At 35.4% G+C, this 14536-nt stretch carries 4 protein-coding genes and 1 pseudogene; 4 read left to right on the top strand and 1 reads right to left on the bottom strand.

Translation table 11 applies throughout. From position 1 onward, the window contains the following. Positions 1–658 (bottom strand): site-specific integrase (locus IAI56_RS13720; protein WP_187658408.1); only part of this gene is annotated, 658 nt, incomplete at its 3' end. 53 nt (positions 659–711) lie between these two features. On the opposite strand from IAI56_RS13720, the pseudogene IAI56_RS13715 reads away from it, so the two are divergent. The 4 genes and pseudogenes from IAI56_RS13715 to IAI56_RS13700 form a co-directional block, all read left to right on the top strand. After that, a pseudogene (locus IAI56_RS13715) lies at positions 712–1617 on the top strand (IS982 family transposase). 298 nt (positions 1618–1915) lie between these two features. Continuing rightward, the gene (locus IAI56_RS13710; protein ID WP_187658407.1) at positions 1916–2533 is read left to right on the top strand and encodes a hypothetical protein; all 618 of its coding nucleotides are present in this window, start codon (positions 1916–1918) and stop codon (positions 2531–2533) included. A 33-nt stretch (positions 2534–2566) separates the two neighbouring features. Then, positions 2567–5569 carry a MopE-related protein gene (locus IAI56_RS13705; RefSeq protein WP_187658406.1) on the top strand — a complete coding sequence of 1001 codons (3003 nt, stop codon included), beginning with the start codon at positions 2567–2569 and terminating at the stop codon, positions 5567–5569. Positions 5570–5923: 354 nt separating this feature from the next. Beyond that, positions 5924–14536, top strand: an 8613-nt coding sequence (locus IAI56_RS13700; RefSeq protein ID WP_187658405.1) for a GEVED domain-containing protein, incomplete at its 3' end; no start/stop codon positions are given.

Raw genomic sequence — 14536 nt, 5'->3', positions numbered from 1 at the left:
ATTTATTAATATTTTTCGAATCTAAAAATTCATTGATATATTTATATCTTATTAACATCATATCTTCACTCACTTTTCTATCCAAAATTTTAGCATAGTGTTGAGTTTTTTTCAAATTTTTATGCCCTAAAATTTTACTAATACTTTCTATTGGCACTCCGTTATTTAGGGTCACATTTGTAGCAAACGTATGTCGGGAAATATGAAAGGTCAGTTCTTTATTAATATCACATAAATCTGCAATTTCCTTAAGATACGCATTCATCTTTTGATTTGAAAAGATGGGTAGTTTTTTGTCTTTATTTACGCAATGAGGATGATTTGAGTACTTATCCAAGATCATCTGAGTAACAGGTAAAATTGGAATTTTAGATGCACTTTCGGTTTTTTGTCTATGAGTAAAAATCCATCCATCACCATCAATTCCAATATTGATATTTGATTTAGTTAAGTTTTTTACATCAAAATACGCTAGTCCGGTAAAGCAACTAAACAAAAAAATATCCTTTACTAATGAAAGCCTTTCATTTGTGAAGTTCTTCTCTATCAAACTTTTAATTTCTTCTTCTAAAAATACTCTCTCAACTTCTTTGACTTTCGATTTATAATTAACGTGAGTTCGATATAAAAGTATAAAAATATTTGGGTAAAAAATCAAAAGTTAGTATATTTAAAGTGTTGAATTTTAATATTTTAAATAAATTTTTGCTTATGCTTTCGCAATATAAAATTACTCAAATTTTTTGTTCTATTGATGATTTTTGTAAAGATTTTGTTCCAAACTGGGAGAATCAATTAATTTCTAATGGCAAAAAACGCATCAGAAAATCCAATTTATCACTATCGGAAATCATTACAATTCAAGTGCTTTTTCATATTTCTGGTTACAGAAATTTTCAAACTTTTTACCTTGATTATGTGTCTAAATTTTTAATCAATGAGTTTCCTAATTTAGTTAGTTATAATAGAATGGTAGAACTTTAAACGACTTCTTTTATCCCAATGATGATTTATCTAAAAAATAGGGGGTTGGCTGATTGCACAGGCATTAGTTTTGTAGATTCAACACCTTTACGAGTATGTGATAAAAGAAGAATTGGACAACATAAAACATTTAAAGAGATAGCTCAAAGAGGTCAATGTTCACTAGGTTAGTTCTTCGGTTTCAAACTTCATATTATAACTAATGATTGCTGCGGAATTATAGATTTTATGCTTACTCCAGCTAATGTACATGATACAAATCCATTAAAAATGAAAGGGTTTATTAATAAACTTTATGGAAAGTTATTTGGAGATAAAGGATACTTGTCTAAAGAACTTTTTCAATTTCTCTTAGCCAATGGAATTGATCTTGTTACCAAGTTAAGAAAGAATATGAAAGCCAAACTTGTAACTCCAATTCAAGATGCTTTTTACTTAAGAAAAAGAGCAATTATTGAAACAATATTTGACCAATTAAAAAATATATTTCAATTCGAACATTCAAGAAATCGTTCTCAAATTAACTATTTCAACAACATATTTTCAGCTTTGATTGCTTACAATTTTGCTGAGAAAAAACCATCTTTAAAAAACAACTTTGTAGATACTAAACAATTAATTCTTTTTCAATAGTTTTATGTCGAACTCAAGTTAAATAATATGTTGTTTCGGTTTTTTTTTGAAGTTTAAATGGATTAGCACATAGAATTAAAGTTATTCAGCATATTAGAACAGTAAATAAAGTGCTGATAATTAGGCGAATTGCATTATTATCGGATTAAAAACAGTGGTAGTGTAGAATATCGTTTTAAATAGGTAGATAAACCGATTTGTTTCGGTGATTTTTTATATGGTAGTTACTTTGTAATCAGTTGATAATTAATATTTTGTTATCAATTTGAATTCGGTTATTAACTAAACTAAAGGAATTATGAAAAAAATTACATTATTACTAATGTTAGCTACATTAACAAATTGTTCTTGGGGACAAGAATTATTTAATCAGAACTTTAATGGTTCTAATACGCTTTCGAGTTATGTAAATAGTTCACCAACTATTGGTCAGTTTAATTCAATCCTTGTTTCTGGCTCTAGTACTGCAAGTATAACTAGTAGTGCGTTACGATTTACAAGAGGAAATGGTACAACCAGTTTTACTCGAAGTACAAATTTTAGCCCTTCAATCAATGCTATTATTTATAAATTTAACCTAACAGTGTCGGGAACTCCGAGTGGTAATGTTGGAAATGTTACACGCTGGCAAATAGGAAATGGTTATAGTTCTAGTACAAATGGGTTAGAGTCAGATGGTGATACTTATGCTCAAATGGGAATTGATTTTAGAGGAACAAATAATTTTAGATTTAACGATGTGTCTAACAACACAACGAGTTCAAGTTTTAGTACGGGAACATCACATGCTATTACTTGGGTTATGAATAACTCAGGTGCAACCATTTCTTATTTATCTCCAAGTGGTAGTACGGAAACTGTAGCTAATGATAGAATTGATTTGTGGGTTGGTACTACAAGAGTTTTTAATGATTAACAAGTAGAGTCAAGTGGTGATAGTATACAAGATATGAAGTTTGCTTTTACATCAAGTACTGCTTCCATAACGATGGACAATATTCAAATTCAATCTCTTGTTGTGCCTCAAAATTCTGATTTTAGTGGAAATTCAATTTGTAGCGGAGAAAATGGTGAATTGACAGTAACCATGAGTCCAGGAACAGGACCGTTTACAGTAGTCTATAATGATGGTTCTAATCGAACAGTCACTAACGTAACTTCGGGCGTTCCTTTTAATACTGTTATGAATCCATCTACTACTCAAAATTATACTTTGGTTAGTGTAACAGAGGTTTCAGGAGCAATGCGGACAACTGGTTTTGGTGACAGTAATGCAACAGTTACAGTAGTTTCTCCAACTGCCAATGCAGGTAATGCTTTAACAATCTGTTCAAATGCAGGAGCAGTTAATATCACAGCTGGTTCTTCGGTAACCAATTCTAGTAGTATATTATGGACATCAAATGGAACAGGTACATTGCTTAATGCAAATTCATTGACTACTTGTACTTATGAGCCAAGTCTCGCCGATATTACTGCGGGTTCTGTTACACTTACCTTGACTGCTACAAGTGCATCCTGTGGAACTGCTACAGCGACTAAAAACCTCCTTATCAATCAGCCTCCGACACTTACTCCTGTATCTGTTTGTCAAGGAAATTCTGGAAACTTAGTTTCAACAGCCCCACAATCAGGTTATATTATACCTGCAAATGTTATAAATGGTTCTTGGGTGGCTGGACTTCAAGTTCCTCGACCTTACAGTGGAGATGATAACAATACAACTTGTGCGTTTTGGACAATACAAAGAAATTTTACAGCTGTAAATTTTCAAGTAAGTCAAACAGGAGCTTATACGTTTACCATGAGCAGTAATGGTTCGTATGATGGTATGGGTTATATAGTTACGGAAGATTTTACAGCAGGAAGTTGTGCTACTGGAACTTGGTTAGAAGGAGATGATGATAGCGGGCCAAGTGATGAACCAAGTTTAACATCAGTTGTTTTGACTGCTGGTGTAACCTATAAATTAGTTTCCACGACTTATGCTACATCTTCAGGTAATTATATTGGTTCATTTTCATGGTCAATAACACCACCATCAGGCGGACAAGTTTTACTTTATTCTGGTGGAGCAATTAATTGGTATGCATCATCATCAGGAGGTAGTATTTTGGGAACGGGTAAGTCTTTTAATCCAGTTGGAGTTTCAGGTTCAGGTTTGCCAAATACAAATACGGCAGGAATAACTACATTTTATGCTGCGGATAATCAATTTGCAAGTTGTAGATCAGCTGTAACCTTTACGGTTTTAGAAAATGTTACTTATTATCAAGATGCTGATGGCGATGGATTTGGTAATCCAGAAATAACAGAAACGAACTGTTCAGGAATAATGCCTACAGGTTATGTTATGGTTTCAGGAGACTGTAATGATACTAATTCATCCGTTAATCCTTCAGCCACAGAAATTTGTTGGAATAATACAGATGACAATTGTGATGGAAATTTATCAGAAGGTTGCGCTCCAATTGTTGTAAATATGCAAACAGCAAACAATCATCAGTTAAATTCTTTTGCTACGGCTGTTGCGGCAGTACCATATAATTATTCAGGTGGAAGCGTTGCCTATCGTTTTTCGTTTAAAAACAATCACACAGGAGTTGTTCAGGAGGTTATTTCACCAAGTCGATTTGCAGCTATTCCTTTAGCAATTAGAAATAATAACATCAGTTATGAAGTAAAAGTATCGGCAGTTATCAATTCAGAGAATGTGCCATATGCTGGTAATTCTATAACAGTGTTGAGTCCCGTAGTTCAAATGATTAAATTAGCTCCAGCTAATTGTGGTGTTACTCTTCCTGGTTTAATGTCAACTATTTCCTCAACGGTTCCATTAGGAGCTATTTCTTATACTTTTAGAATTAGATTGACAAGTGATACTGTAAATCCAACTTATCATATGGTCCAATCTTCAAACAGAATTGTAAGTATGAATTCGTTCATTGGTTTTACACCACAATACAATACAAGTTATAGTGTGGCTGTTCAATATGAATATATAGATGTTATTTCTGGTTTACCTGTTCAATCGGGATTCGGAGAAGAATGTGTTGTATCTACACCAAGTTTGCCATTGGTTCGATTGAGTTCGCCAACCTGTGGAACTCAAGTTACTAGCCTTGGAGCAACCATTTCTGCAAATCCAGTGCAACAAGCCATTCAATATGAATTTAGAATACGATTAACAAGTGATAATGGATTAAATCCAACTTACAATTATACTTTACCAAGTTCAAGTCGTTTTTCAGGTTTGTCCACATTTCAAGGAATAGTATTAAGTTATGATACTCAATATTCAGTGTCAGTTCGTTGCAAAGTATTATCTAAAGGAAATGAAGTTTGGTCCGATTTTGGTCCTGAGTGTACAATTCGAACTCCTTTCTTTCCTGTTACGGAGGTTACACCTAGTCAATGTGGGGTTTCTACAACTAATTTAAGTCGATCATTTACAATAGTGCCTTATCCTGGGTTTCCTTCTTATAGAATTACTTTGTATGAACAAATAGGTGAAGATTTGGTACCTGTTGGTACTCCGATAATAAGAAACGTTCCAAATTTTTCTTTGAATATGTTTGCTGGGGTAGAAGTAGATAGAAATTACAGTGTGGCTGTTTCTATTCAAATCAACGGAGAATTTGGTCCTGAAGGGAAAAGTTGTGACATCTCTACTTTTCCAACTAATGTTATGAGAACTGTTGAAAAGCCTATTTTAGCTAAAGCATTTCCTAATCCTTTTACAAACCATTTTAAAATAGAGTTTACTTCTAATAGTCAGTCCACTATATCTATAAAGGTTTATGATGTATTAGCAAGATTGGTTGAAGAGAAATCAGTTTCAACAGATTCATTTCATACTCTTACTATAGGTGAGAGTTATTTAAGTGGTGTTTATACTGTTGTTTTATCACAGGATGAAAAACTATATTCCATGCGATTAATAAAACGATAATTAACTAAGTTGTTATTTTAAGAAGTCCATCAATATTATTGGTGGACTTTTTTTGTATAATTAGGAATCTTGTTTTTTTCAACTAGAACTATAAAATGAATTTAAAAAAAGAGTTGTTATTTTAATTTTCAAAATATGAATTAAGGATTGTTAAATAAAAATAAATATAATTATAAATTTATGTTAAATAGTGAGGAATTTGAAAAACACAAAAACATATTTATAAGAAAAAAGTCTCAAACAATGTTCTTTTGGCGGTAATTTTTGTATTTCAACGAGTTTGTATAATGTCGATAATTTTCAAAATTATTTTTTTAATACTTTAACCTATTATTTAACCCAATTTTTTAATTTATGATGAATAACTACAATTGTTTGAACTCAAGTCAAACGACTTGGCTCAAAAAATGGAGTAGTGGAAATGTTGGCTCGCCACATGAAACCACGACTTCGAGGTTTAAGTCATTTTGGTTGTCAACAATGGCATTATTGCTGTTGATGATAAGTCAAAGTGGCTGGTCTCAGGTTTCTGGATATGCTTTTTCTCAAAGCACTGGGACATACACTCAAATAACTGGAGGTACAGTTCTAGCTACGCAAACTGCAACTACAGGAACAGCGGCAGGAGCATTAGACGACGTTAATTATCTTGTGGCTTTGCCTTTTGATTTTACATTTAATGGCGTTACTTATGCTTCAGGAACAAACATCCACGTAAACACTAATGGTTTTGTTTCTTTTGGTTCAGCTCCAACAGTAGGTACATATGGAGTTATTGGCTCAACTAATGTTGTGGCTGGTGCAATTGCCCCATTCAGTATAGATTGTAATGGAGGTTATGCGGCAACAGCTTCAATGACTTTGGGTTCGCCAATTTTGACAATAACCACAGGTTCTACTACTCCATTTGTTGTTGGTTCTTTGGTTACTGGAACGGGTATTCCAGCAGGTGCTACAGTAGTATCTATAACAGGTACTACAGTAACATTGTCAGCAAATGTAACATCAGCAGGAACTGGTAGAACAGTGAATGTTGGTTCGGGAGAAATTCGTTTTGAGACATTAAATTCCGCTCCAAATAGAAAGCTGGTTATACAGTTTAGGTATATGCGTCCATATAATGTTACTTTGGGAACGATTAATTACCAAGTAATTTTAAATGAAACCACAAATAGTGTTGATATTAGTTATGGAAATGCATTTGGTAGTACAACTTCATCAGCTCCTCAGGTTGGTTTGAGAGGTTCAGTAAATACAGATTTTAATAATAGAACGAGTACAACATCTTGGTCTTCTACTTCTGCAGGTTCTACTAATTCAAGTACTATAACTTTTAGGTCTACAGTTTTACCAGCTTCTGGATTAACTTTTTCATTTACACCACCATCATGTGTTTTACCAGGATCGACAACTGTATCTGGTGTTACAACTTCAGGAGCAACCGTTTCTTGGTTGGCACCATCTCCAGTTCCTTCTGGAGGTTATGATTATGAGTTGAGAACAAGTGGAGCGGCAGGTTCTGGAGCTACTGGTTTAGTAACTTCTGGTAATACTACTTCCTTATCACAAGCATTTTCTTCATTAACACCAGCAACAAGCTACTCCTTCTATGTGCGTTCAAATTGTGGAGTAGGTGGTGTAACCAGTTGGAGAGCGGCTACAAACTTTAACACTTTATGTAATTCAATTACTTCCTTCCCATATACGGAAACTTTTGAAAGTCCACTTCCTTGTTGGCAAACTAATGTTGTTTCAGGAAGTGCTACTTGGGCAAGAATTACAGGAAGTTCAGGTGATATCACCGGTCCTTTTGCAGGAACATCTTTTTTAGAAAAAGACTTTAACAGTTCTGTAGCTCTTGCAACATCTCCTCCTTTAGATTTAACTACTTTACCAACAGGAGCGAGAATTAATGTTAGATTACATAGACATGCATCAGCAGAGGCAAATGATAAATATGAGGTTTATGTTAACACCACAAATTCATTAACTGGTGCAACAAAAATTTTGGATTTATTTTCTCGTACTTCAATAGCACCAACAGTTCCTTCAACGGGTTGGTATCAATATTTATTGAATATACCTTCTTCTTTTAATACATCAAATACTGTTTACGTAATATTTAGAGGTGCTACATCAGCTGGATTTAGTTCATATGACTTAGGTATTGATGATTTTATAGTGGAAGCACTTCCAAATTGTTTAGAAGCAAGTGCATTAACAACTAGTAATTTGACTTCTAGTTCTGTAACTATATCTTGGACAGCGCCATCACCTGCGCCATCAAATGGATATGACTATGAGATTAGAACATCTGGTGCTGCGGGTTCTGGAGCAACTGGTTTAATTACGAGTGGTTCAGTTGCTACGGGAGTTACTACGGCTAATATAACAGGATTGACAGCTAATACAACTTATTCTGCATACGTTAGATCCAATTGTGGTGCTTCACAAAGTCCTTGGACATTGGCTACAAATTTTTATACAGGATATTGTGTAGTTTCAACAACAGGACAAGCTTCTTGGATTAGTGTTTTCAATACTACAGGAGGTTCAAACAATATAACCCATAGTGCAGCTTCAGGAGCAACTGGTGGTTATTTAGATTTGTCAGCAACTAATACTGTTTCTAACTTTATAGGTGGTTCAACTAATTTATCAATGACCGCAGGTGGACCAACTTGTGGATTTGCAGTTTGGGTAGATTGGAACAACAATCTTACTTTTGAAACTACCGAAAGAATGTTTGTTACTACAGGTTATGTAACTTCTACTACTGGAAGTTTCGCTATTCCTTCTGGAACTGCTAATGGGAACTACAGAATGAGAGTGGTTACGGATTTTAATAATACAGCCCCATCAAATCCATGTGCAGTAGTTACAAGAGGTGAATATAAAGACTTTACTTTTCAAGTAGTATCACCACCAACATGTACAGTTCCTACGTCTGTAGTTGCGTCATCAATTACTGATGTTACAGCAACTGTAAACTGGGCATCTATAACTGTTCCAAGTGCTGGTTATGACTATTATTTGGCAACAACGGCTACAGCACCAGATGGAGCAACAATTCCTACAGGAAATGTTACTTCGGCTACAGTGAATTTAACCTCTTTGACAAGTAATACTCTATATTACTTTTGGGTTAGATCGAATTGTAGTACAGAACAAACTGCTTGGGCAGGTACTAATTTTAGAACAAACTGTGTAACAGTAGGCGTTCCTTACTCTCAGAATTTTGAGTCAGTAACAGTTCCTGCATTACCTGATTGTACAAGTATTCAGAATGCGGGCAGTGGTAACAACTGGGCAACTAGCACAGTTAATGCTAACGGATTTAATTCTAAAGTTTTACAATATGCTTATAATTCATTAAGTGCTGCAAATGCATGGTTTTATACACAAGGAATAAATTTAGTAGCAGGTACGAATTATAACATTTCTTATAAATATGGAAATAATAGTACAACTTTTGTTGAAAAATTAAAAGTGGCTTATGGTAGTTCTCCGGCTGCTATGGGTATGACTACGGTTTTGGCTGATTATCCATCAATCAATACTGGAACAGCAAATTCTGCTTCAATTAATTTTACACCTGCAACTTCTGGTATTTATTATTTTGGTTTTAATGCTTATTCAGATGCAGATGAGTTTAACTTATATGTTGATGATATTTTAGTTGACGTTGGTTGTTCTTCAGCAAATGCGGGAACGGCTATTACTTCTATATCATCAGTTTGTCCTGGAAATGCTGCTACTCTTTCATCAACTGGTTATTCAACTGGAGGAGGATTGATTTATCAATGGGAAAGATCTGTTGACTCTGCATTTACTGCACCAACTAATTTAGGGTCTGCTAGTAATACATATTCTTCAATTTCTACAGGAAGTTTAACTGCAACTACTTATTTTAGATTAAAAGTAACTTGTGCTGCAGGTTCGCCAGAATATTCAAATGTTGTAACAGTTAATACACTAACCCCAGCAACTTTGAGTGCTTTGGCTGATAACTCAAGTTTCTGTATAGGCGGTACAGCAATTATCACAGCTAGTGGAGCTGCAACCTATTCATGGACATCTACACCTGCTGGATTTACTTCTACAGATGCAGTAGTTACTGTTTCTCCAACGGCTTCAACAACTTACAATGTGGTAGGTGTTGATGCAAATGGTTGTACTACTAATACTGTAAATGTTCCAGTAACTGTATTGATTACGCCAAGTCCAGTAACTGTGACTTCAAGTGCAAGCACTATTTGTGATGGAAGTATAGTAACTTTAACTTCAGCAGGAGGAGCAGCTCCAAGTAATTATACTATTGGTGCTGGAGCTACTACTGAGTTTAATACTTCACCATACAGAGGCGGAGCTAATGCACAAAAAATACAGTATCTTTACACTAAAGCAGAATTAAATGCTGCGGGTATAAGTGCGGGTAACATAAATGGATTATCATTCTTTGTAACATCAAATGGTCCATCTAACTTACCAAACTTGCAAATTGCAGTGGCTCATACAACAGCTACTTCATTAGGAACCACTTTTGATAGTAATGTTGGAACCGTTGTATTTGGACCTGTTGCTTATTCTACAGTTGCAGGAAATAATTCTCATACATTTACAACGCCATTTAATTGGAATGGAAATGACAATATTGTAATTACGGTTTGTAGTGATAGTCCAACAGCTTCATCTACTTCAACAGTAAGAGCTGATATTGTAGCTGGAGTATCAACTGGAACAACAACTTTTGTTGCTGGTTCAATTTGTTCTAATACTGCTGCAACAACTTCAACCAATAGACCAACAATAACATTTAATTATGCTGTTTCTACGTCTACTACTTGGACATCATCACCATCTTCTACTTTATACACTGATGCAGCTGCAACTGTAGAATATGTATCAGGAAGTTCGGCGACAGTAGTATATGCAAAACCTTCAGCTGCTACAACTTATTCAGCAGCTGCTACATTAGGGACTTGTTCTTCTACTCCAGGAAGTGCTACTGTGAATGTTAATGCTTTACCAGATTTTAGCATTTCACCTGCAACTATTTGTCAAGGTGATACAGCTAACCTAACGGTTGTTACTTCTGAAAGTAATAGTTATTCTTGGACTCCAGTAGGAGGAGGAACCACTTTAACAGGTGCTAGTGTAAACGTTAATCCAACAATTACTACTACTTATAATGTAACAGCTACCAGTAATACTTCAGTTCCTGCTTGTCAAAAAACTATTCAAGTTGTAGTTACCGTTAATGAAATTGGAGTAATCAATTCAGGAACTACATCAAGAACAGTTTCACCAGATCAGCCTACAACTTTTGTTGTAAATACTACTGGTTCAGGATTGTCATATCAATGGCAAGCTAATACAGGTTCAGGTTGGATAGACTTATCTGATGATTATGTTGATGAAACAACAGGTAATTATTCGGGCACAACTACTGCAACATTGAGTGTGCAAAACATTGAATTGTCTTTTGACGGTTATCAATACAGATGTTTAGTTACTGGACAAGCTCCATGTACAACACTTACTCCTATTGAAGCTACATTGGCTGTATTAAATACAGGTTTTTCAGCTCAACCACAAAACGTAAATCTATGTAGTGCAACATCAGCATCTTTTACAATTGTAACTACTGGTGATGAGCCAGGTTTTGTACAATGGCAAGTAAGTACAGATAATGGAGTTTCATTTACCGATATTGTTGATGGTTTTGATTCGGTTACAGGTTTAACTTTTGCAGGTGCAAATGATTCAGACCCAAAAACTTTGAACGTATCTGGTATAACAACAACAAATAATGGCTATCAATTTAAATGTCAATTAGACTTTTTCCTTGACAGTAATATTGCAACGTTAACTGTTAATCAACCAGTTACTTTTAGTCCAGATGTTAACACAGCAGCTGTTAATGTATGTAGAACTACTAATGCTACTACATTTACATTTACACCTCAAGGTTCGTTTGGAGCTATAGAGTGGCGTTATGCTACATCTGCTTCAGGAACTTACGCACCGGTAACTAATGGAACACCTGCGAATGTTACTTACAGTGGTCAAGGAACAACTTCATTAGTTGTATCAACTACTGCATCAACTTCAGTAGGTAGTTATTATTACAAAGCATTTGTTGCTGGTTTAGGCTCAGGAGTTGATAAATGTCCAGATGTTGAGACAAGTGTTGCAACTTTGGTTGTAAACCAACCAGCAGTTACAATTGCAGCATCGGCAAATTCATATTGTACTCCAGGCTCAGCGGTAACTTTAACAGCTTCGGGTGCAGCATCCTATTCATGGACTTCATCGCCAGCTGGGTTTACTAGCTCTGATGCTTCTATTTCAGTTACTCCTTCGGCTACAACTATTTATACTGTTCAAGGAACAGATGCATTTGGTTGTACCAATACGGCAGTACAGTCAATAGGAGTTGGAGAGTCTTTCTCAGTTACTTCATCTAATGCGTCTGGAATTCAATGTCCAGGTAGTAATGCAACCTTGTCTAGTGTTGTAACACCAAGCAGTGGAACTTTTTATAATATTACTACAGGCGCAAATACTAGAAGATATGCCTTTACAGCAGACACGGGAACATTTACTCCATTAGTTGGAGGAACTAGTTCAGGAATTTCTGCAACTGCAGATGATACAATGTCAGCTACTATTACGCCAGGTTCAGGGTTTACTTTTAACTTTGGAGGAACCAATTATACTAACTTTAGAGTTGGATCTAATGGTCAATTGGTTTTTGGTGCATCTGGATCAAATAATGGTGACAATAATTTAGCTACGACAACGAGTACTTCAAGACCAGGATTGGCACCATTGTGGGATGATTTAGTTTGTACAACTGGAATTACTTATCAGTTAAGTGGTACGGCTCCAAATCGAGTTTTAACTGTAGAATGGCTTAATATGAGATGGGCATATAATTTTACATTAACTAGCCCAGTTATTTCTTTCCAAGTTAAATTGTATGAAACTACCAATATTATTGAATACGTTTATAGACAAGAAGCTGCACCATACAACCCAGGTTATAATGGAGCTTCAATTGGTTTAATGGGTACAGCATCTACTAATTTCATTTCTTTGAGTAATAGTTCAGCTAGTCCAACTGTTAGTACAACAACTTCAACCAATAATATTGAAGTTAAACCAGCTACGGGTCAAATTTATAGATTTACGCCTTCCGTTCCTCCAACGTATACTTATGCTTGGACATCAACACCAGCTGGATTTACTTCTACAGTAGCTTCACCAGTGGTAGCACCTACTGTAACTACTAGTTATAATTTAACTGTAACTTCTAGTCAAGGGTGTTCAGCAACAGCTGCTCCATTAGCGGTTAATGTTCAAACAGAAGGACCAGTTATTTCGGCTCAGCCAGAAAGTGTAGCAAGATGTATTGGTCAAAATGCTTCATTTACCGTAGCATCTTCTACAACATCTGCTTTGACTTATCAGTGGAGAAAAGACGGTGAAAACTTAGTTAACGGTACTGGAATTGCTGGTGCAACTTCGGCTACTTTAACTTTAACAGGAGTTACTGCTTTAAGTGCTGGAACTTATGATGTTGTAATTACTACATGTACTTCACTTTCAACAACAAGTGATCAGGTTACTTTAACAGTAAATAATTTGCCAACTATTGTTGTAACACCTTCAACTTCTACTTATTGTTCTCCAGGTGGAACTGCAGTTGCTTTAACAGCTAGTGGTGCATCTACTTTTGCTTGGTCGCCTTCAACAGGTTTATCAGCTACTACTGGAAATACAGTAAATGCATCTCCTTCAAGTTCTACATCATATGTTGTAACTGGAACGGATGCTAATGGATGTGTTAATACTACAACTGCTTTAGTTAATGTAACTGCTAAGCCTCAGAATGTTATTGCATCAGCAAGTGCTACAAGCATCTGTGCAGGAGCAAGTACTAACTTAACAGCTACTGCTAATCCAATTTTAGGTGTAGCTAATTACTCATTCAACTCATCTAACGGAACTTATACTCCTATTACAGGTGGTACAGTAGTTAGAGATGGATCACTTACTTTAGATTCGTTTACATCAGGTGCATTGACTATTCCTTCGTTTACTTTAAATGGAGTAAGTTATACTACGGCATATATGACTTCTAATGGATTACTTACTTTAGGAGGTTCAGCACCTAGTACTACTTCGTATACTGCAATTAGTACAACTACGGGTTCAGGAATTGCTCTTTGTCCGTTCAATGCTGACTTAGATAGAGCTAATACTACCGTAGCTACTGACATGAGATGGCAAACTGTAGGTGATGAAATTGTATTCCAATGGACACAATTCCAAAGGTATTTACAAACTGAAAACTTTGATTTCCAAGTGAGATTAAATAGAGTTACTGGAATAGTTTCATTTGTTTACAGATTGAATTCAGGTCCAGGATCAGGTACTTTATACCAACCTCAAGTTGGTATCCGTACTTCTGCTACTGATTTCAAAAATATCAGTGTAGGTACAGGCTCAGAAAGTTGGAGTTCTCCATTAGCTAGTACTTCAAATTCTAGTTTAGTGAGATTTACAAGTGCAAGTCCAGCCCAAGCCTTTGTTTCAGGTTTGACTTACACATTTACTCCACCAGCACCAATTACTTACTCTTGGTCTTCATCTAACGTTGTTAATGCTAATTCTGCAACTACTGCAACTACTGCATTAGCATCTACAGAAACATTCAGTGTTACAGCAACTAATGGTACATGTACTACAACAGCTCAAACTACTGTTAATGTTGTTCCAAACCAAACTTGGTATCAAGATACAGATGGTGACGGATATGGAAAAACAGACGTTACTTTAACAGATTGTACTCAACCATCAGGTTATGCAGCATTAAGCGGCGATTGCAACGACAACAATCCAGCAGTTAATCCAGGCGCAACAGAAGTTTGTTGGAATGGAATTGACGACGATTGTGAC

The sequence above is a fragment of the Flavobacterium macrobrachii genome, assembly GCF_014486675.1.
GTDB lineage: Bacteria > Bacteroidota > Bacteroidia > Flavobacteriales > Flavobacteriaceae > Flavobacterium > Flavobacterium macrobrachii.
This window is presented reverse-complemented; position numbering and strand designations above follow the sequence as displayed.

Excerpts from the sequence above, each read along its gene's own strand:
- IAI56_RS13710 (WP_187658407.1), top strand. The coding sequence starts at position 1,916 with ATGAAAAAAATTACATTATTACTAATGTTAGCTACATTAACAAATTGT.
- IAI56_RS13705 (WP_187658406.1), top strand. The coding sequence starts at position 2,567 with ATGAAGTTTGCTTTTACATCAAGTACTGCTTCCATAACGATGGACAAT.